At 71.4% G+C, this 18193-nt stretch carries 18 protein-coding genes and 1 pseudogene; 13 read left to right on the forward strand and 6 right to left on the reverse strand.

Annotated features, from left to right (window positions below):
• Window positions 1–54 precede the first annotated feature (54 nt).
• Complete coding sequence (locus YIM_RS29970) at window positions 55–732, forward strand: class I SAM-dependent methyltransferase (RefSeq protein ID WP_153033526.1); 678 nt, start codon at window positions 55–57, stop codon at window positions 730–732.
• Here YIM_RS29970 and YIM_RS29975 read toward each other — a convergent pair.
• Both YIM_RS29975 and YIM_RS29980 read right to left on the reverse strand, forming a co-directional pair.
• Window positions 713–1522: pseudogene (locus tag YIM_RS29975) on the reverse strand (ADP-ribosylglycohydrolase family protein); the annotation flags it as partial. The gene YIM_RS29970 and the pseudogene YIM_RS29975 overlap by 20 nt on opposite strands.
• A 155-nt stretch (window positions 1523–1677) precedes the next feature.
• Window positions 1678–3309: a class I adenylate-forming enzyme family protein gene (locus tag YIM_RS29980; protein WP_153033527.1), complete on the reverse strand. Its 1632-nt coding sequence runs from the start codon at window positions 3307–3309 to the stop codon at window positions 1678–1680.
• A gap of 90 nt (window positions 3310–3399) precedes the next feature.
• On the opposite strand from YIM_RS29980, the gene YIM_RS29985 reads away from it, so the two are divergent.
• From YIM_RS29985 to YIM_RS30005, 5 genes are read left to right on the forward strand one after another with little or no spacing between them, the layout of a single operon-like run.
• Window positions 3400–4719, forward strand: a complete 1320-nt coding sequence (locus YIM_RS29985; protein ID WP_153033528.1) for an NAD(P)/FAD-dependent oxidoreductase — start codon at window positions 3400–3402, stop codon at window positions 4717–4719.
• On the forward strand, window positions 4716–5333 hold the full coding sequence (locus YIM_RS29990) for a TetR/AcrR family transcriptional regulator (protein WP_153033529.1): 618 nt from the start codon (window positions 4716–4718) through the stop codon (window positions 5331–5333). Before YIM_RS29985 ends, YIM_RS29990 begins: the two co-directional genes overlap by 4 nt.
• Window positions 5330–6202, forward strand: coding sequence for an alpha/beta hydrolase (locus YIM_RS29995; protein ID WP_153033530.1), 873 nt, complete (start codon window positions 5330–5332; stop codon window positions 6200–6202). The genes YIM_RS29990 and YIM_RS29995 overlap by 4 nt, the downstream gene beginning before the upstream one ends.
• Window positions 6199–6897 carry an acetoacetate decarboxylase family protein gene (locus YIM_RS30000; RefSeq protein ID WP_153033531.1) on the forward strand — a complete coding sequence of 233 codons (699 nt, stop codon included), beginning with the start codon at window positions 6199–6201 and terminating at the stop codon, window positions 6895–6897. Before YIM_RS29995 ends, YIM_RS30000 begins: the two co-directional genes overlap by 4 nt.
• Window positions 6894–7658: an SDR family oxidoreductase gene (locus YIM_RS30005; protein ID WP_153033532.1), complete on the forward strand. Its 765-nt coding sequence runs from the start codon at window positions 6894–6896 to the stop codon at window positions 7656–7658. Before YIM_RS30000 ends, YIM_RS30005 begins: the two co-directional genes overlap by 4 nt.
• Here YIM_RS30005 and YIM_RS30010 read toward each other — a convergent pair.
• The gene (locus tag YIM_RS30010; protein WP_228004094.1) at window positions 7642–8073 is read right to left on the reverse strand and encodes a nuclear transport factor 2 family protein; all 432 of its coding nucleotides are present in this window, start codon (window positions 8071–8073) and stop codon (window positions 7642–7644) included. The genes YIM_RS30005 and YIM_RS30010 overlap by 17 nt on opposite strands.
• 248 nt (window positions 8074–8321) lie before the next feature.
• Between YIM_RS30010 and YIM_RS30015 the strand changes: the two genes are divergently transcribed.
• The 7 genes from YIM_RS30015 (at window position 8322) to YIM_RS30045 (ending at window position 14537) form a co-directional block, all read left to right on the forward strand.
• Window positions 8322–8948 carry a DUF4232 domain-containing protein gene (locus YIM_RS30015; RefSeq protein ID WP_153033533.1) on the forward strand — a complete coding sequence of 209 codons (627 nt, stop codon included), beginning with the start codon at window positions 8322–8324 and terminating at the stop codon, window positions 8946–8948.
• A 41-nt stretch (window positions 8949–8989) separates the two neighbouring features.
• The gene (locus YIM_RS30020; RefSeq protein ID WP_153033534.1) at window positions 8990–9637 is read left to right on the forward strand and encodes a TetR/AcrR family transcriptional regulator; all 648 of its coding nucleotides are present in this window, start codon (window positions 8990–8992) and stop codon (window positions 9635–9637) included.
• 92 nt (window positions 9638–9729) lie between these two features.
• The gene (locus YIM_RS30025) at window positions 9730–11190 is read left to right on the forward strand and encodes an NAD(P)/FAD-dependent oxidoreductase (RefSeq protein WP_153033535.1); all 1461 of its coding nucleotides are present in this window, start codon (window positions 9730–9732) and stop codon (window positions 11188–11190) included.
• Window positions 11187–12098 carry a metal-dependent hydrolase gene (locus YIM_RS30030; protein WP_153033536.1) on the forward strand — a complete coding sequence of 304 codons (912 nt, stop codon included), beginning with the start codon at window positions 11187–11189 and terminating at the stop codon, window positions 12096–12098. The genes YIM_RS30025 and YIM_RS30030 overlap by 4 nt, the downstream gene beginning before the upstream one ends.
• Window positions 12098–13135, forward strand: a complete 1038-nt coding sequence (locus YIM_RS30035) for a PDR/VanB family oxidoreductase (protein ID WP_153033537.1) — start codon at window positions 12098–12100, stop codon at window positions 13133–13135. Before YIM_RS30030 ends, YIM_RS30035 begins: the two co-directional genes overlap by 1 nt.
• Entirely contained in the window at window positions 13132–13656 is a 525-nt protein-coding gene (locus YIM_RS30040) for an SRPBCC family protein (RefSeq protein ID WP_228004095.1), read from the forward strand. The genes YIM_RS30035 and YIM_RS30040 overlap by 4 nt, the downstream gene beginning before the upstream one ends.
• Window positions 13653–14537, forward strand: a complete 885-nt coding sequence (locus YIM_RS30045; protein ID WP_153033538.1) for a short-chain dehydrogenase/reductase — start codon at window positions 13653–13655, stop codon at window positions 14535–14537. Before YIM_RS30040 ends, YIM_RS30045 begins: the two co-directional genes overlap by 4 nt.
• 18 nt (window positions 14538–14555) lie before the next feature.
• Here YIM_RS30045 and fahA read toward each other — a convergent pair whose 3' ends face one another.
• The 3 genes from fahA to YIM_RS30060 are packed head-to-tail and all read right to left on the reverse strand — an operon-like array spanning window position 14556 to window position 18165.
• Window positions 14556–15731, reverse strand: coding sequence for a fumarylacetoacetase (gene fahA / locus YIM_RS30050; protein ID WP_153033539.1), 1176 nt, complete (start codon window positions 15729–15731; stop codon window positions 14556–14558).
• Window positions 15728–16594, reverse strand: coding sequence for a hypothetical protein (locus YIM_RS30055; RefSeq protein WP_153033540.1), 867 nt, complete (start codon window positions 16592–16594; stop codon window positions 15728–15730). Before YIM_RS30055 ends, fahA begins: the two co-directional genes overlap by 4 nt.
• Entirely contained in the window at window positions 16591–18165 is a 1575-nt protein-coding gene (locus tag YIM_RS30060) for an FAD-dependent monooxygenase (RefSeq protein ID WP_228004096.1), read from the reverse strand. Before YIM_RS30060 ends, YIM_RS30055 begins: the two co-directional genes overlap by 4 nt.
• Window positions 18166–18193: the final 28 nt, after the last annotated feature.

Below are 18193 nucleotides of genomic sequence, written 5' to 3' on the forward strand. Positions count from 1 at the left end.
CGCGGCGGGCGGCTTACTCGGCGATGCGGTTGGCGGCGTCGGTACCGTGGCGATATGGACGACAGGCCGATCACGGTGGCGCAGCGCAACTTCCGGCGGCACGCCGAGGAACTGGAGCGCATGGGCAACCAGCAGCGCTTCACCTACATCTTCCGGTCGAACCTGTGGGCTTCGGAATCGGTCTCCGGACCCGGTTCCGAAGCCGATCAGACCGCGGGATTGCGTGCCGGGCTGCCGGAACTGCTGGCCCGGTTCGGGGTGCGGACGCTGCTCGACCTGCCGTGCGGGGATTTCGGCTGGCTGAGCGAGGTCGAGCTGGGTGTCGAACGGTACATCGGCGCCGACATCGTCGACGAGCTGATCGCGCGGAACACCGAGCGTTATGGGCGGGATCGGGAGTTCCGGGTGCTGGATCTGACCGCGGACGAGCTGCCGCGGGCGGACGCCGTGCTGTGCCGCGACTGCCTGGTCCACCTGAGCCACGCCGACATCCGCCGGGCGATCGGGAATCTGCGCCGCAGTGGTTCGCGGTACCTGCTGACCACGCACTTCGGCGGCACCACGGCCAATCAGGACATCTCCACCGGCGACTGGCGGCCGCTGAACCTTTGCCTCGAACCGTTCGGCTTCCCGGAACCACTGGCCGTGTTGCTGGAGGGGTGTACCGAGGAGGGTGGCGCGTTCGCGGACAAGGCGTTGGCGCTGTGGGAGATCAGCGGTCTGCCGGGTTAGCCCGGTCGAGGCGTTCCGCGAGTTCGACGAGGTCGGCCAGGTACAGGGTCTGGTCGGTGCCGGGCAGGGGGACGTGCAGGTTCTCCGTCCATTCGGCCGGAATCGCCGCCCGGCCGTGGATAGCGCCGGCCAGCGCGCCGGTCACGGCCGCGACGGTGTCGGTGTCGTCGCCGAGGTCGACGGCCGCGCGCAGGGCGGCGTCGAAAGTCGAGGTGGTGCGCACCGCCCAGACCGCGGAACCCAGGCACGGCCAGACCGCGCCGTTGGGCGTCTCGGGTTGCCGGCCGGGGGCCAGGACCGTGGCGTAGCGGGGGCGGTGGCGTGAGTCGACCGCGGTCAGGATGTCGGGAAGGTGCGGGAGCGGGTCCTCGCCGGTGAGGGCAAGGCGCAGCAGTTCGTGGAAGATCGCCGTGCCTTCCCATGCCGCGGCGTCCCCGTGGGTGAGCGCGGAAATCCGCCGCGCGGCGGCCATCGTGGCCGCGCGCCCCTGCCCGGCGAAGTAGACCGCGGAGGTGGTGGCGCGCATCAAGGCCCCGTTCCCAGCGGCCCGGCGGTAAGTCTGGAAGTGGAGTGTGGCGGCGAGATTCCACGGATCGCCGCTGGTCAGCACAGCTTGCGTCTGCAGCCCGATGTCCTTGGGTGAGCCGGCGGCCCACCTCCGGAACCGGTCAAAGATGTCGGGCGGGTCGAGGTGCCCACGCTCAAGCAGGGACTGGGCCAGGTGCACGGCCATCTGGGTGTCGTCGGTGGCCTCGCCGGGTTCCCAGCCGTTACCACCACGCATCTCGCGGCCGGTCCCGCCCGGGACAACTCGCCCGCGGCCCCGAACTCGAACGGTGCCCCCAACGCGTCCCCCACAACCGACCCGACGACTGCCCCCACCACACGCTCAACGCGCCGCATTACGCCATGCTAGGCCGAACTCCGCCGCGGCCGTCTCATACTTCACGCGTCGACTTCCTCGAAGTACGCGGCCAAAGCGGCGCGGCTCACCTTGCCCGTGGCGTTGCGCGGCAGCGGTGTGCTCATCACGTGCCAGCGCGACGGGACCTTGTAGTACGCCAGCCGCTCCGCCGCATAGGTTCGCAGGGCGTCCGGCGAGATGGGGGAAGTGGCCACGACGATGGCCCCTACCTCCTGTCCCAGATCCGCGTGCGTCAAGCCGACGACAGCCGACTCCACCACGGCCTCGTGGTCATCCAGACAGCGTTCGACCTCCAGCGGGTAGACGTTTTCGCCGCCTCGCAGGATCAGGTCGCTGCGGCGGGTGGTCAGGTAGAGCAGACCTTCCCGCAGGCAGCCGATGTCCCCGGTGCGCATCCAGCGGTCGGCGTCGAAGACCGCCTCCGTCGCCGCTTTGTCGCCCCAGTAGCCGACCATGTTGTACTGGCTGCGCAGCCAGATCTCCCCCTCCACCCCGTCCGGCACCACCGCACCGGCATCATCGCGCACCTGCACCGAAACGGTCGGGATCGGCGAACCCGAGGTCCCCGGGTGCGCCGCCAGCGCGGCCGGGTTGGTGACCGTCGCCCCGGTGCAGGACTCGGTCAGGCCGTAGCTGGTGACCAGGCTCAGCCGCGCCGCCGGGATCAGCTCGCGCAGCCTGGCCTGCAACCCCGGCGACGACGGCGCCGACGCGAGTCCGAACGCCTTCAGCGCCGACAGGTCGTAGCTGCCGACGTCGACCGCCGCCAGCCGGCTCGCCATCGTCGGCACCACGGTCCAGTTGGTCACCCGCTCCCGCGACACCAGCTCCAGCATGCCGCGCGCGTCGAAGGCGCCCTCGGTCAGCACGACCGTCTCCCCGGTGGCCAGCCGCGGCACCGCCAGGTTGTGCAGGCTCGCGATGTGGAACAACGGCAGGCTCAGCAGCCACCGCCCCGGCTCCGCCTGGCGCGGGTCCATCGCCGCCGACATCGCCTTCATCAGCCGGTGGTAGATCGCCGTGGCCACCATGTTCCGGTGCGAATGCGTGACCCCCTTGGGCTTTCCGGACGTCCCGCTGGTGTAGACGATGGCGGCCGGATCGTCCTCGTCGACCGCCGCCTCCGGCGGCGCTTCTCCCCGCGACGGCAGGTCGGTTTCCAGGCGCAGCACCGGAATATCGAGATCCGGCGGCAGTTTCGCGGCCCGTTCCGCGTCGACGACCAGCACGGCGGGCCGGGCGTGGCCGAGCGCATACGAGATCTCCGGTGTTGTCCACCACGCGTTGAAGGCGGCGCACACGGCCCCGATCCGTGCCGTCGCCCAGAATGCGACTATCCACTCCGGACAGTTCGCGGCCAGCACGGCGACCCGGTCACCCCTGCCGACGCCGTACTCCCGCGCCAGCACCCCGGCGAACGCGCCGCTCAGCTCGGCGTGCTCGGCGTAGGTCAGCCTGCGGCGCGCGGTGACCAGGTACTCGCGGTCGCCCGGTGCGGGCGCCGCGGCCAGCAGCGCGCCCAGGTTCGGCTCCCGCCGCGTGAACACCGGCACTCTCGCCCCGAGCACGTCCTGCTCGGCGATCTCGAACTCGCCACCGGGCCCGGTCAGCGCGGCGACGGCTTGCTGCAGGTCAGCGCCGTTGCGGTTCATGCAGCGCAACGCTAGCCGCCCGGCGGGCCGATGTCGACAGGCGTTCAGGGCATTTGACACGCGTCAAATTGACTCGTAGCGTAGCCGGGCATGACCACGCGGCGGACTTGCCTGATCGGGGCGGGACTGAGCGGGCTCTGCGCCGGGAAGATGCTGTCGGACTACGGCGTGCCGTACGAGTGCTTCGAATCCTCCGACCGGATCGGCGGCAACTGGGCCTTCGGCAATCCGAACGGTCATTCCAGCGCGTACCGCTCGCTGCACATCGACTCCTCGAAGACCCGTCTGTCCTTCATGGACTTTCCGATCCCGGAGCACTTCCCCGACTTCCCGCACCACTCGCAGATCAAGGAATACCTGGAGAGCTACGCGGAAGCCTTCTCGCTCAAGGAGAACATCCACTTCGAGACGCCGGTGGAGCACGCCGAACGACTGCCGGGCGGCGGCTGGGAGATCCGCACCGGCGACGGCCGGACGCGCCACTTCGACGCGCTCGTCGTCGCGAACGGTCACCACTGGGACCCGCGCTCACCCGAGTTCCCCGGGGAGTTCACCGGCGAAGTCCTGCATTCGCACTATTACATCGACCCCGAAGATCCCATAAGGATCAAGGGAAAACGGGTGCTCGTGGTCGGCATCGGCAACAGCGCCGCCGACATCACCGTCGAACTCTCCCAGCGCGCGCTCGGCAACACCGTGGTGCTCTCGACCCGATCCGGCGCGTGGATCGTGCCGAAGTACATCGCGGGCGTGCCCGCCGACCGGCTCATCGCCACCAGTCCGCACCTGCCGCTGTCCTGGCAGCGGCGGCTGGCACGCAACGGCCCGCGCCTGCTCACCGGTCGTCCGGAGAAGTTCGGCCTGCCCACCCCGAACCACCACTTCCTGGAGGCGCACCCCACCCAGTCGCAGGAACTCCCGCTGCGGTTCGGCTCCGGCGACGTCACCGCGAAACCCGACATCAGCCGCCTCGACGGCACCCGCGTGCACTTCACCGACGGCACCTCCGCCGAGTTCGACGTGATCATCCACGCGACCGGGTACAACATCACCTTCCCGTTCTTCGACCAGGAGTTCCTCAGCGCGCCGGACAACCGGTTCCCGCTCTACAAGAGGATGTTCAAGCCGGGACTGGACGATCTCGCGTTCGTCGGCTTCGCGCAGGCGACACCGACGCTGTTCCCGTTCGTCGAATGCCAGGCGCGGCTGCTCGCGGCGTGGCTCGCCGGGATCTACCGGCTCCCCGACGAACCGGAGATGTGGCGGATCCTCGCCGAGGACGAACAGCGGTTCGTCGCGCACTTCTCCGACCGGCCACGCCACACGCAGCAGGTCGACTACTTCATCTACGAACACGACATCCGGACCCGGGAACTGCCGGCGGGGCTGGCGAGAGGAAGGTCGGCGTGACCGCCAGGGAAGTACTGGACCGCCGCGGCCCCAACCGGGGTGACCAGCGCCGGAAGGCCCTGCTCGGGGCACTCGACGAACTGCTGCGCGAGGACACCTTCGCCGCGATCAACGTGCGCGACATCGCGCAGCGCGCCGAGGTCACCCGCTCGGCGTTCTACTTCTACTTCGAGAACAAGGCGATCGCGGTCGCCGCGCTGTGCGACGAGATGTACCAGGAGGCGTTCACCGCGGGCACCGCGCTGGTGTCGGCGGAGGGCACGCCCGAGGAGCGGATCCGCCGCACCACGGCCGGTCTCTTCGACGCCTGGAGCAAGCACCGCCACGTCTTCCGCGCCATGCTGGACGCCCGCGACGCCGACCGGACGGTGCGTGAACTCTGGGACCGGGACAGGGAATCGTTCGTGCCCCAGGTGGCGAAGATGATCGAGCAGGAACGCGCGGCCGGCAACGCGCCGGACGGGCCCGACGCCGCGCTGCTCGCCACCGTCCTGCTCGAACTCAACGACCGGGCACTGGAACGGCTTTCCCGCGGCACCTCGGTACCGACCGGCGCACTGATGGACACGCTGGTCACGGTGTGGTTGCGGACGATCTACGGCAGCTGCCCATGACCGTCACCTTCGCGGTCGACGGCGCCACCTGCGCGGCAAGCCGGTTCCGGGCCGAATGCGACGACCTGCGCACCGGGCGGGGCGTGCCCTGCGTGGTCATGGCCCACGGTTTCGGCGCGACCCGCGACTGCGGTCTCGACGCCTTCGCCGGTGAGTTCGCCGCCGCCGGGCTCGACGTGCTCGCCTTCGACTACCGCGGCTTCGGCGAAAGCGGTGGTGTGCCACGGCAATCCGTGTCGATCGCCCGCCAGCTCGCCGACTACCGTGCGGCGGTCGCCGCCGCTCGCGGACTCGACGGCGTGGATCCCGCGCGCATCGTGCTGTGGGGTGCTTCCCTGGCCGGTGGGCACGTCCTGGTCACCGCGGCCCGCGATCCGGCGGTGGCCGCGGCCGTCTCGCTCGTGCCGATGGTCGACGGTCTCGCCGCCGCCCGGCACGCGGCCGGGCACCACCGGTCCGGGGTGCTGGCGCGGTCGGCGCTCACGGCGGCCAGGGGCCGGCCCGTGCGGCTGGTCGGGCCGCCGGGTTCCGGTGCGGTCCTGTCGCTGCCCGGCCAGGTCGAGGCCTACACCGCGATGGCGGGACCGAGCTGGCGCAACGAAATCGATCCGCGTGCGATGTTCGAGATCACCCGGTACCGGCCCGCGCGGCAGGCACGCGGGGTGCGCAGCCCGCTGCTCGTCCAGATCGCCGACCTCGACCGGATGAGCCCGCCGCACGCCGCCGCCAAGGCGGCCGTGGCCGCCCGCGCCGAAGTGCGGCGCTATCCCTGCGACCACTTCGACGTGTTCCCCGGCAACCCCTGGTTCGCGCAAGCGGTCAAGCACCAGCTTCTTTTCCTCCGCAGGCACCTACAGGAGGCCAAATGAACGTCCATAGTGGACATGTGGTCCTGGGTCAGCGCGTCGCGATGCCGGTACGGGTCCGTGACGCCACCGCCTGCGCGGCGAACTTCGCCGTGCACGCCCCCGCCGTCCGCTCGATCCTGGAGTACGCGGGGGTGGAACCGGTCGAGCCACGGCGCGGGCGGGCGTTGTGCTCGCTGGTTTTCGTCCGCTACGTGGACGGGGACCTGGGGCCGTACCACGAATTCGGCGTCGCCTTCCTGATCCGCTCCCCCACCGGCCGCGGGGTCGGCGCGTTCATCCACTGGCTGCCGGTCAACCAGGCCTTCACCCTCGAAGCCGGCCGCACCATCTGGGGCTTCCCGAAGGAGATGGCCGACATCGATCTCGGCCTGTCCGGGCTCACCAGGAACTGCGCGGTGCGGGTGGACGGGCGGTTCGTGGTCGGCCTGCTGGCCAAGCCCGGCGTCCCGGTGCCCAGCGGCGCCGCGGCCACCTCGATCGACGCCTACACCTGCCTGGACGGCACGCTCCGCCGCACCCCGTGGGAACTGCGCGCGAGCGGCGTGCGCGCCCGCACCGGTGGCGCCGAGGTGCGGCTCGGGGATCACCCGATCGCCGACGAGCTGCGCCGGATCGGGCTGCCCCGGCGGGCGCTGTTCACCAGCGCCATCGGGCGGATGCGGATGACCTTCGGAGAAGCCGAGGTCGTGCGGTGACCGCACTGGTGACCGGCGCGGCCAGTGGGCTGGGCAGGCTGGCCGCACTGCGCCTGGCCGCGGCCGGCCGTCCGGTGGCCGCACTCGACGTCGACGCCGGCAACCTCGACGCCACGGCCTGGCGATCACCCGCCATGCGCACGTATCCCTGTGACGTCACCGACGAGGCCGCCGTGCGGGACGCGGTCGCCGCGGCGACGGCCGACCTCGGCCCGATCGATCTTGTCGTGCACGCGGCCGGACTGTGCCGGATCGGCCGGGCGCTGGAGCAGCCCGCGGCCGAACTGCGGCGGGTCCACGAGACGAACTACCTCGGCACGGTGCACCTGACCCGCGCGACGGTGCCGCCGATGATCGAGGCGGGCGGCGGCACCGTCGTGGTGTTCGGTTCGCTCGCCGGCTGGCTGCCTTCACCGCGGCTCGCGGCCTACTCGGCGTCGAAGGGCGCGGTGCACGCCTACTGCGAGGTGCTCGCGATGGAAACCGCGGGAACCGGTGTGCGGTTGCTGTGCGCCTGTCCCGACCACGTGGAAACCCCGCTGGCCGACGGCGTGCGCGCCGCCGACCCCGGGGTGCTCGGCAAGCGCACCGGCGCCGACCCGGCCGACGTGCTGGACGCGATCGACCGCGCCATCGCCGATCCGGACGCGCCGCTTTTTGTCTTTCCCGGCTTCGGCACCCGGCAGATCTGGCGCACCCGCCGGTTCGCGCCGGACCTGCTCCGGCGGGTCGTGACCCGCTACGTCAAACCGGCTCACTGACCGAGGACGTGTGGTCCCAGGCGATCCGCCAGCCGTCGCGGGTGCGCCGCCAGACCAGGGAACTCGTGGCCCGCAGGCGGGTTTCGGTCCCGTCGGCCGCCACCAGCCCGGCCAGGAAGATCAGCCTCGACGCGGCCAGGTCGCCGGACACCAGCACGTGCGGGCCGTCGGCCAGTTCGTGCTCGGCGGCGGCCAGTCCGGTGAAGACCGGTTCCCACCACGACCGGTACTCCCGCGCGCTGCGCGCCACGCGGTGCCCGGGGTCGGCGCTGTCGTAGAGCAGCAGGTCGTCGGCCTGCCAGTCGTAGAACTCGCCCTGCACGGCCTGGAAGTCGAACGGTGCCGCGCCGGGTTCGCGGTCCCAGCCGAACAACCAGCGCTCGTGTGCGTTCGCCACAATCTCCTCGTCGGTCATTTGCCCAGCTTCGCCAACCGAAGACGGGGCGGGGAGGCCGCGCTCATCATAGGAGCGGCGCACCCGGCATCCGTTCTTCCTGACGTGCGGCGATGCGCGGGGTTGCTTCCGGGGGACCAATCCCACATCCACGCATCGCCACCCCCATGCCGAACATCCTCTCTACGTAAGGCAAGCAGACACGGGGAGAGTCCACCGGCGACACCGTCGCAAGTGGACTGTCAAAGGCCAACCACAGGGAGAAAGCCATGTTCGGCATGAAGCGGATCGCGCTCGGTACCTCGGCGGTGGCGGGGGTGTTCGTGCTCGCGGCCTGCGGTTCGTCCGGCTCGGCCTCGACCGCGGCCGGCCAGCCGCAGCAGCAGGCCAACGCGGGCTCGGGCGCGGTGGCCGCCGGGGGCGGCGGCGCGGCTCAGCCGGTCAGCGCGCGGGAGGACACACCGCGGTGCACCACCGACGACCTGTCGCTCGAGCTGGGCACCCCGGAGCAGGTGGGCGACGCCGCGGGCCAGTACGAGGTCCCGCTGGTCTACACCAACATCTCCGAGCGGAACTGCGGTCTGTACGGCGTGCCGGGGGTCGACCTGCTCGGACCGGAGCACGCCATGGGCACCGTCTACCACCTGCCGCGCATCGACAACGGCGCGCCGGTCAACGAGGTGGCGCCCGGCCGGACGGCGACCGCGAGCATCACCGTGCTGGCCCCGGGCGAGAGCGACGACCCCGGCTGGACGCCGAGCCACGTGGAAACCATTCCGCCGGGCTCGACCACGCCGTTCGTTCTCGACTGGCCCGCCGACCTGCCGGTCCTGCGCCAGGACGGCGCCACCCGCCCGGGCAGCTGGGTGAACGGAATTCTCGCCGACCCGGCGTGAGGTGAGGCTGCCCTCGCGGCGGGGCCTGGCAGGATGGGGGCATGGCCGCCAATCCCGTCCCCGAGAGCGGGGTGCACCGCCCCTGGCGTGGCGTGGCCGCCGAGGAGCGGCAGGCGCGGCGCCGGGACCAGCTGCTCGACGCGTGCTTCTCGATCATGGGCACGCAAGGCGTGGCAGCGGTGACCATGCGGGGCGTCTGCCGCGAGGCCAAGCTGACCGAGCGGTACTTCTACGAGAGTTTCCGCGGCCGGGAGGAACTGCTGACCGCCGTGCTGGAAATGGTGGCGAGGCAGGCGAGGGACGTCCTGGTGGAGGCGCTGGAACAGTCTCCACCGGACAGCCCCGGCCTGGTCCGCCACACGGTCGCCGCGTTCACCGAGTTCGTCACCGCCGATCCGCGCCGGGGCCGGGTGCTCTTCTTCGAGTCGCTGGCCGCGCCGGAGCTGGCCAGCCGGGGCACGCAGCTGGTCGAGGAGTTCACCGCGACCATCGCGCTCGGCCTGCGCAGTCCGGCACTGGCCGGGGAAGAGGCCGACGAGCAGGACGTCGAACTCAACGCGCAGGCCGTGTTCGGCGCGCTGGCCTGGCTGTACCAGGCCTGGTTGAACGATCGCGTGCCGGTCGATCGTGAGCGCTTCGTGCGGCACGCCGTGCGGGTGATCGAGCAGATCGCCCAAGCGCGCTCCTGATCTTTCCCGGCGAACACTCATTCGGTTTGCCTCCGCAAAGCTGACATCGGCCAATGTTGACATTGTCTGATGTCAGCTTCTACCGTCAGGCCATGTCCAGGGTTCGAGTCGCCATCGTGGGCGCCGGGTTCGGCGGTCTCGGCACCGCGATCGCGCTGAAGCGCTCCGGGGTCGACGACTTCGTGGTGCTGGAGCGCGCCGCCGAGGTGGGTGGCACCTGGCAGGTCAACGACTACCCGGGCGCGCAGTGCGACATCCCGTCCATCCTGTACTCGTTCTCCTTCGCGCCGAACCCGCGCTGGACCCGGCTCTACCCGTTGCAGCCCGAGATCCACGACTACCTGCGGCGCTGCGCCGAGGAGTTCGGGATCGTGCCGCACCTGCGGCTGCGGCACGAGGTGCTGGACGCGAGCTGGGACGAAGCGGCCCGGTTCTGGCGCGTGCGGACCGATCGCGGTGACTTCGAGGCCGACGTGCTGGTGGGCGCGATCGGGCCGTTCAGCGAACCGTCCACACCGGACCTACCCGGCCTGGACACCTTCGACGGCACCGCTTTCCACTCGTCCACCTGGAACCACAAGCACCAGCTGACCGGCAGGCGGATCGCGGTGATCGGCACCGGCGCTTCGGCCGTGCAGATCGTGCCGCGCCTGCAGCCGGTGGCCCGGACACTGACCGTCTTCCAGCGCACGCCGACCTGGATCATGCCGCATCCGGACCGCCCGATGACCGGGCGGCTGTTCGAGCGGTTCCCCGCGGTCCAGCGCCTCGCCAGGACCGGACTCGACCTGGCGCAGGAAGCACTCGTCCCCGGGCTGGTGCGCCAGCCCGCGCTGCTCAAGGGAATGGAACTCATCAGCCGCGCGCACCTGCGCCGACAGGTACGCGATCCCTTGCTGCGCGCCAAGCTCACCCCGTCCTACGCGTTCGGCTGCAAGCGGCCGACGTTCTCCAACGCCTACTACCCCGCACTGGCCCAGCCGAACGCGGAAGTGGTCACCGAGGCCATCCGCGAGGTACGGCCGTCCGGCATCGTCACCGCCGACGGCGTCCAGCACGAGGTCGACACGATCGTCTTCGGCACCGGGTTCCGGATGACCGACCATCCGGGCTTCGACCGGATCCGCGGCCGGGGCGGGCGCACGCTCGGCGAGGCCTGGAACGGCAGCCCGCGTGCCTACCTCGGCACCACGGTGGCCGGCTTCCCGAACTTCTTCCTGTTGCTGGGACCGAATTCGGTGGTCTACACCTCGCAGGTGGTCACCATCGAGGCGCAGGTCGCCTACGTGCTCAGCTGCCTGCGCGCACTGGACCGGCACGGTCTGTCCACTTTGGAAGTCCGCGAGACGGCGCAGGACTCGTGGGTGCGCGAGGTGGACCGCGGCCTGCGGGATTCGGTATGGAACACCGGTGGCTGCCGCAGCTACTACCTCGACGACTCCGGGCGCAACTTCGTCTTCTACCCCGGGTTCAACCGCCAGTTCCGGCGCCGCACCGCGGCCGTGGACCTGGCCGACTACCACCGCACCGAGCAGGGAGCGAGGATCGCATGAAACTGGGATTCGGCCGGAATCCGGTGGTCGACCCGCGCGGCGCGCGGCGCTACACCGGGCAGGCGCACGCGATCGCCGCGCGCGACGTGCACTTCTCCTGGGACGGCGTGCCGATGCACTACATCCCCGGTGAGCCGATGGCCACGCACGTGATCAACGTGATGCACCTGGTGCTGCCCGAAGGCGAGCGCGCGATGTCGAACACGCTCGCCGAGGCGCTGCCGCTGATCACCGATCCGCGGCTGCGCGAGGAGGTGGTCGGGTTCATCGGCCAGGAGGCCACGCACGCCGCGTCGCACGAGGGCGCCAGGGACCACCTGGCCGAGCTCGGGCTCGACGTCGAGCCGATGGCGCGCAAGATGGAATGGCTGGTGGACAAGGTGCTCGGGAACCGCGGCCTGACCGGGAAGGCCGGGCACGCGTGGTTGTGCGAGCGGCTGGGCCTGTTCGCCGCGATGGAGCACTACACCGCCGTCGTCGGCGAATGGCTGCTCAACGCCGACCAGCTGGAACGCCTCGGCATGCACCCGACGATGCTCGACCTGATCCGCTGGCACGGCGCGGAAGAAGTCGAGCACCGCAACGTCGCCTTCGACGCGTTCATGCACGTCGACGGCAGTTACGCGCGACGCGTGCGCACGGCGCTGCTGGCCAGTTTCACCCTCGCCGTGTTGTTCCTGACCACGGCGGCCCAGCTGTACCGCAAGGACCCGACGCCCGACAAGGGCCGATTCTGGCTGTGGCAGCTGGTCGGCGCGACCCGGCGCAAGGTGATCCCGAACGCGACGATCTTCGTCACCGAGATCCCGAAGTACCTGCGGCCGCGGTTCCACCCGTCCCAGCTGGGCAGCATGGACAAGGCGGTGCGTTACCTCGCCCAGTCCCCGGCCGCCAATCACGCCCGCTGATGACCGCCTTCACCCCGTCACGGACGCTGCGGCTGATCGCGGCAGTGGGCAGCGGGTACCGGCGCGTGTTCGCCACCAGCCGCGTCGCTCCCCTGCTGTCGCGCCCGAATCCGGTGCGCCACACCGGTTTCGACCTCGACCTGGCGATCGAGCGGGTGGTGCGGGAGGCCGACGACGTGGTCAGCCTGACGCTGGCCGATCCGTCCGGCGCCGACCTGCCGTCGTGGATCCCCGGGGCACACCTCGACCTGTTCCTGCCCTCGGGCAGGCAGCGCCAGTACTCGCTCTGCGGCGACCCCGCCGACCGGCGGACCTATCGGATCGCCGTCCGGCGGATCGGCGAAGGGTCTCGCGAGATCCACGAACTGGAACAAGGCAAGGTGCGCGTACGCGGTCCGCGCAACGCGTTCCCGCTGGTAGACGCCGATTCGTACCTGTTCGTCGCGGGCGGCATCGGAATCACGCCGATCCTGCCGATGGTGCGGTCGTGCCGGCGCCGCGGCGCGCCGTGGCGGTTGGTCTACTTGGGACGGTCGCGCGAGAGCATGCCGTTCCTCGACGAACTGGGCGCCTTGGGTGACGTCGACATCCGGCCCGACGACGAGTTCGGCTTGCCCGACATCATCACGATCCTCCCGCTCGCCGAGCCCGGCGCGGCCGTGTACCTGTGCGGGCCTCCGGCACTCGGCGAAGGCGCACGCGGACTGCTGCGTGAGATCAATCCGGCCGCTTCGCTGCACACCGAACGGTTCAGCCCGCTGCCGGTGACCGGCGGTGAGCCGTTCGACGTGCGACTGGCGCGCAGCGGTGCGACAGTTCGGGTGGGCGCCGACGAGAGCGCGCTGGCCGCGATCCGGCGTGAACTGCCCGGTGTCGCGTACTCGTGCCAGCAGGGATTCTGCGGAACCTGCAAGGTGCGGGTGCTCGGCGGCGAGGTGGACCACCGCGACCGGACGCTGACCGAAGGCGAGCGTGACGGCTCGATGCTCGTCTGCGTGTCCCGATCGACCTCACCTTCGCTGGTCATCGACCTGTGAACCGACAGAAAGGCGACACCGTGGCGCGGTGGTACCCGCTCGCCGAGAGCGACGACAACACCTTCCGGACCGCCCGGTTCCTCATCCGGCACGTGGTCGACGTCCCCGCGCCCGCCGAGCGCGTGTGGCAGGTGCTCTCGGCGGACGACGCGCTCGTGTCGTGGTCGAAGCTGATCACCGGGGCGGAGTGGACCTCACCGCGGCCGTTCGGCGTCGGGACCACCAGGACGGTCACCGTCGGCGGCGTGGCCGCGCTGCGCGAGCGGTTCTACCGCTGGGACGAGAACGAGCGGATGACGTTCAGCGCCGAAGCCGCGAGCCGGCCGGGCTTCCGCCGCTTCGCCGAGGACCTCACCCTGATCCCCGACGCGGACCGGACGCGGCTGTGCTGGACCTTCGCGGTGGACGCCGCGCCGTGGCTGGTGCCGGTGCTGTCCTCGTCCCGATTCCTGCTGCACCGGGTCACCGGCGGCTGGGCCGACGGGCTGGCTTCCCGGGTGGGAAAGGAGATCCGCCGATGAACGCGGTCGCATCGACCCTGCGCGACCTCGGCCTGCCGCTGCCCGGCGGGCGGAGCTTCGACGTCACCGGCAAGGCCGTGCTGATCACCGGCGGTGCCGCCGGGATCGGCTTGGCGCTGGCGCACGAACTGCACGATCGCGGCGCCGTCGTCGCGCTGCTGGACCGGGACGCCGACGCACTCGCCAAGGCCGCCGCGGCCCTCGGTTCCCGCGTGCACACCGCCGCCGCGGACGTCCGCGACCGCATGGGCACGGCCGCCGCGGTGCGTGAGCTTTCCCAGCGCGCGCACGGACTCGACGTGGTCGTGGCCAACGCGGGCGTGACCCCGCCACCGGCGACGCTGCGGCAGATCGACGAAGCCGAGTTCGACCGCGTGCTCGACATCAACGTCACCGGGGTGTTCAACTCGATCCGGCCCGCGATCGGGGACGTGATCACCCGGCGCGGGCACATCGTGGTGATCTCGTCCGCGGCGGCGTTCACCCCCGGCCCCGGCGGGGCGGCGTACATGATCAGCAAGGCGGGCGCCGAGCAGCTTGGGCGCGCGCTGCGCCTCGAACTCGCCGCACACGGCGTGAGCGTCGGCGTCGCCTACTTCGGCGTGGTCGACACGCAGCTCGCCCGGACCACTTTGGACGATGACCCGCTGGGACGTGCGCTGGAAGCCCGCCTGCCCAAGGCACTGCGACGGCGGATCACCGCCGAACAGGCGGCACTCGTACTCGCCGACGCCATCGCCCGGCGCGCCGGGCGCACGCTCGCGCCCGCCGCGTGGCAGCCGTGGGCCCTGCTGCGGGGCGTGCTCAACGTCTTCGCCGACAGCTACCTGGCCGCGGACCGCAAGTGCCAGGCCCTCATCCGCGACCTGGAAACCCGCTGAGGCCGGTTCCGGTCGTGCTCAGCCCTCCACGGCCGGGCGGATGGTGCCGGTGACCTCACCGAAGCCGATCCGGCCGCCGCCGGCACCCGGGGCGGTGGCGGTGATGGTCACCTCGTCACCGTCGACCAGGAAGGTGCGCTCCTCCCCCTTGACCATGACCGGCTCACGCCCACCCCAGGTGAGTTCGATGAACGCACCGCGCTGCTCCTTCTCCGGACCGGAGATGGTGCCGGAGGCGAACAGGTCTCCGGTGCGCGCCGAGGCGCCGTTGACGGTCAGGTGCGCCAGCATCTGCGCGGGCGACCAGTACATCTCGCGGTAGGGCGGCCGGGCGACGGTCTCGCCGTTCCACACCACGGCCAGGTCGATGTCCAGGCCCCAGTCCGCCCCGCGCAGGTACGGCAGCGGCTCCGGGTCCTGGCCGGGCAGCGGGACGCGGGCGGCTTCGAGCGCGGCCATCGGGACCACCCACGGCGAGACCGAGGTGGCGAAGCTCTTGCCGAGGTGCGGGCCGAGCGGCACGTACTCCCAGGCCTGCAGGTCGCGGGCGGACCAGTCGTTGACCAGCACCGCGCCGAAGACGTGGTCGGCGAACTCGTCCACGCCGACGCGCGCGCCCAGCGGCGAAGGAGTGCCCACCACAAAACCGAGTTCGGCCTCGATGTCCAGCCGACGGCTCGGCCCGTACGTCGGCGCGGTCTCGTCGGGCGCCTTGCGCTGCCCGCACGGCCGCACGATGTCGGTCCCGGAGACCACCACGGTCCCGGCGCGCCCGTGGTAACCGACGGGCAGGTGCTTCCAGTTCGGCATCAGCGGCTCGGAGTCCGGCCGGAACAGCCTGCCGAGGTTCGACGCGTGGTGCTCGGAGGCGTAGAAGTCCACGTAGTCCGCGACTTCGAACGGCAGGTGCAGCCGTACCTCGCCGACCGGGTGGACGGCCTCGTCGGGGACGTCACCGGTCAGCAGCTCACCGATCCGGGCACGCACCTCGTCCCAGCGGGCGCGGCCCTGCGCGAGGAACGGGTTGAGCGTGGGAGCCGCGAACACCTCGTCGCCGAGCAGGATCGCGAGGTCCACCACGGAATCACCGAGCCGGACCCCGGTCCGTGCCGCTTCGCCGGGACGGGAGAACACCCCGTACGGCAGGTTGTCGCGGCCGAACGGCGAGCCGTGCGGGATCTCGATGACGGTCATGCGGTTGTCCCTTCCGTACCGGCGCCGGGTCGCGGCGCGGTGACCAGGCCCAGCTCCACCAGTTCGGTGAGCGGGTCGGTGATGCTGCAGGTGCCGAACGAGGTGAACGCCGCCCGGACCGCCGCGGTGCGCTCCGGTCCGAGCGCAGCGAGCGTACCGGCGATCTTCGCGCCGTCGCGGTCGGCCAGCAGGGCGGCGGCGTGCTCGGTGGTCCCGCCGGTGAGCAGGCTGTCCGTGGCGAGCAGGAGGTTGAGGAAGCCGTGCTGCTCGAATCCGGTCTCCGGATCGGTGTTGCGGATCGCGTGGTGCAGCCCGGCGGTCGCCTTGAACGGGATGCCCGCCGCGACCACGGCGGCGACCGCGGCGGCCAGCTCGGCTTCGTCCGGGTACATCTCCGCCCGCACCCCGCCGGTCCGGAACTTGGCGCGGTACCGGCCCGCGATTCCGTCGAGGATCTCCCGGCGGCGTTCGTCACGCGGCACCTCGACGTAGACGTCCACCTCGGGGGCTCCGTCGAGCTGGGTCAGGAACTCGGCGCTCGCCATCTCCGCCGGCACCGCGACCTCGATCGACCGCAGCTCGACCGGGAGTGCCGCCACCTCGGCCAGCGCGCCGGGCAGCCCGGCGGGGCCGTCCGGCAGGGTCAGCGACAGGGGCAGCCGCGTGCCGTCGTCCGGCAGCAGCGCGCCGAGTTCCGGGAGCGCCTTCGCCGCGAGCACGAGCGGGCCGACCAGGTCCTCGTACCAGGCACCGGCGCGGTCGCGATAGGCCCGGACCGCGTCCGGCAGCGGGGCCAGGCCGGGTGGGAACACCGCGGCGTCGTCGCACAGATTCCTTACCACAGCGGGGATTCGACTGCTCATACCGGCTCCGTCCTGAACACGGGTCCACTGTATCGGCCGACGGCGCGGTCCAGCGCCGCCCCGAGGTCCGCCGGATCGGTGAGCACCGCGGCGACGTGCGCGTCCGGCCGGACCAGCCACATCTCCCCCGGCCGGGCGCCGAGCGCGGTCGTCAGCGCGCCGTCCGGGTCGATCTCGTCGAGCCTGAGCACGCGGACCGGGGCACTGACCCCGATCGTGGTCAGCACCAGGAAGCCGTCCCGTGCGAGCGCGCGCGAGCGCGTCGGCCCGATACCGGGCACGACCACGGGCGCGTCCGGCAGCAACACGCCCGGCCCGGCGGGCGGTACCTGGCCGCGTGGTGGTCGTCCGGCGAACGGGCGACGCGGATCTGTTGTGGTCAACGGGGAATCGACGTACCAGAACGGCTCGGCCAGTCGCCCGGAGTCGACGCTCGCCCGCGCGACCGGGTCGGTGGCCGCCCGCGCGAGGACCTCGTTCCGCCGCCGCGCCAGTGCTTCGTCGGGCGGTACCAGGAAATCCATGGTCGCCGTGGTGACCTCGATGTTCTCGCGCGCCGCCGCGTGCCGTTCGTCGTGGTAGGTCTCCAGCAGTTCTTCCGGGGCCCAGCCACGCCCGGCGTAGGCGATCTTCCACGCCGCGTTCTCCGCGTCACCGACCCCGGAGTTCAGGCCGCGCGCCCCGAACGGCGAGACCAGGTGCGCCGCGTCCCCGGCGAGCAGCACGCGGCCGCGGCGCATCCGGTCGGCCACCCTGGAGTGGAAGCGGTAGACCGATTTCCAGACGATTCTGTGGTCGCGATCGCCGATGATCCGCCGGATCCGGGTGTCCAGCGCGCCGGAGGCCACCTCGGCGTCGAGGTCGTAGTCCGCCGGGACCTGCCAATCGATGCGGAAGACCGAGCCGGGGCACGGGTGGATGAGCACCTGGCGGCCGGGGTTCCACGCGGGGTCGAAGTAGAACCGCCGTTCGCCGGCCCAGCCGGGCAGGTCGGCGCGGATGTCGCAGATCAGGAACCGGTCGTCGAAGGACTGCCCGTCGAAGCGCACCCCGAGTTGGCGGCGCAGTTCCTCGCAGCGCGCCCCGGCGCACACCACCAGGTAGGACCCGCGCAGCTCCCGGTCCCCGGCTCGCACCGTCACCCCGGTCGTGTCCTGGGTGATCCCGGTGACCTCGTGGTCCCAGCGCAGGTCCACCAGCGGCTCGGCGGCGATCCGCTCGTCGAGGATCTCCTCGGTGCGGGCCTGCGACAGGTTCACGAACGGCGGGAACACCGGCGCGCCGGATTCGGCGAAGGAATAGCTGAACAGCTCGGTTTCACCGTGGAAGGTGCGGGCGGTGGTCCAGGTGAGGCCTTCGGCGGCGATCCGGTGGCCCGCGCCGACCGCCTCCCAGATGTCGAGCACGTCGCGCTGCTGGCAGATCGCCTTGGAGCCGACCGGATCGCGGGCCGGGCGCCGGTCGAGCAGGATCGACGGCACACCCCATCGCGCGAGCAGCAGGGCGGTGGTCTGGCCGACCGGGCCCGCGCCGAGCACGAGAACCGGTTCCAGCGGCCACGGTTCGGACACGGGGATCTCCCTTCGCCTCGTTCGCCGC

Origin of the sequence: Amycolatopsis sp. YIM 10 (assembly GCF_009429145.1) — a bacterium.
Lineage (GTDB): Bacteria > Actinomycetota > Actinomycetes > Mycobacteriales > Pseudonocardiaceae > Amycolatopsis.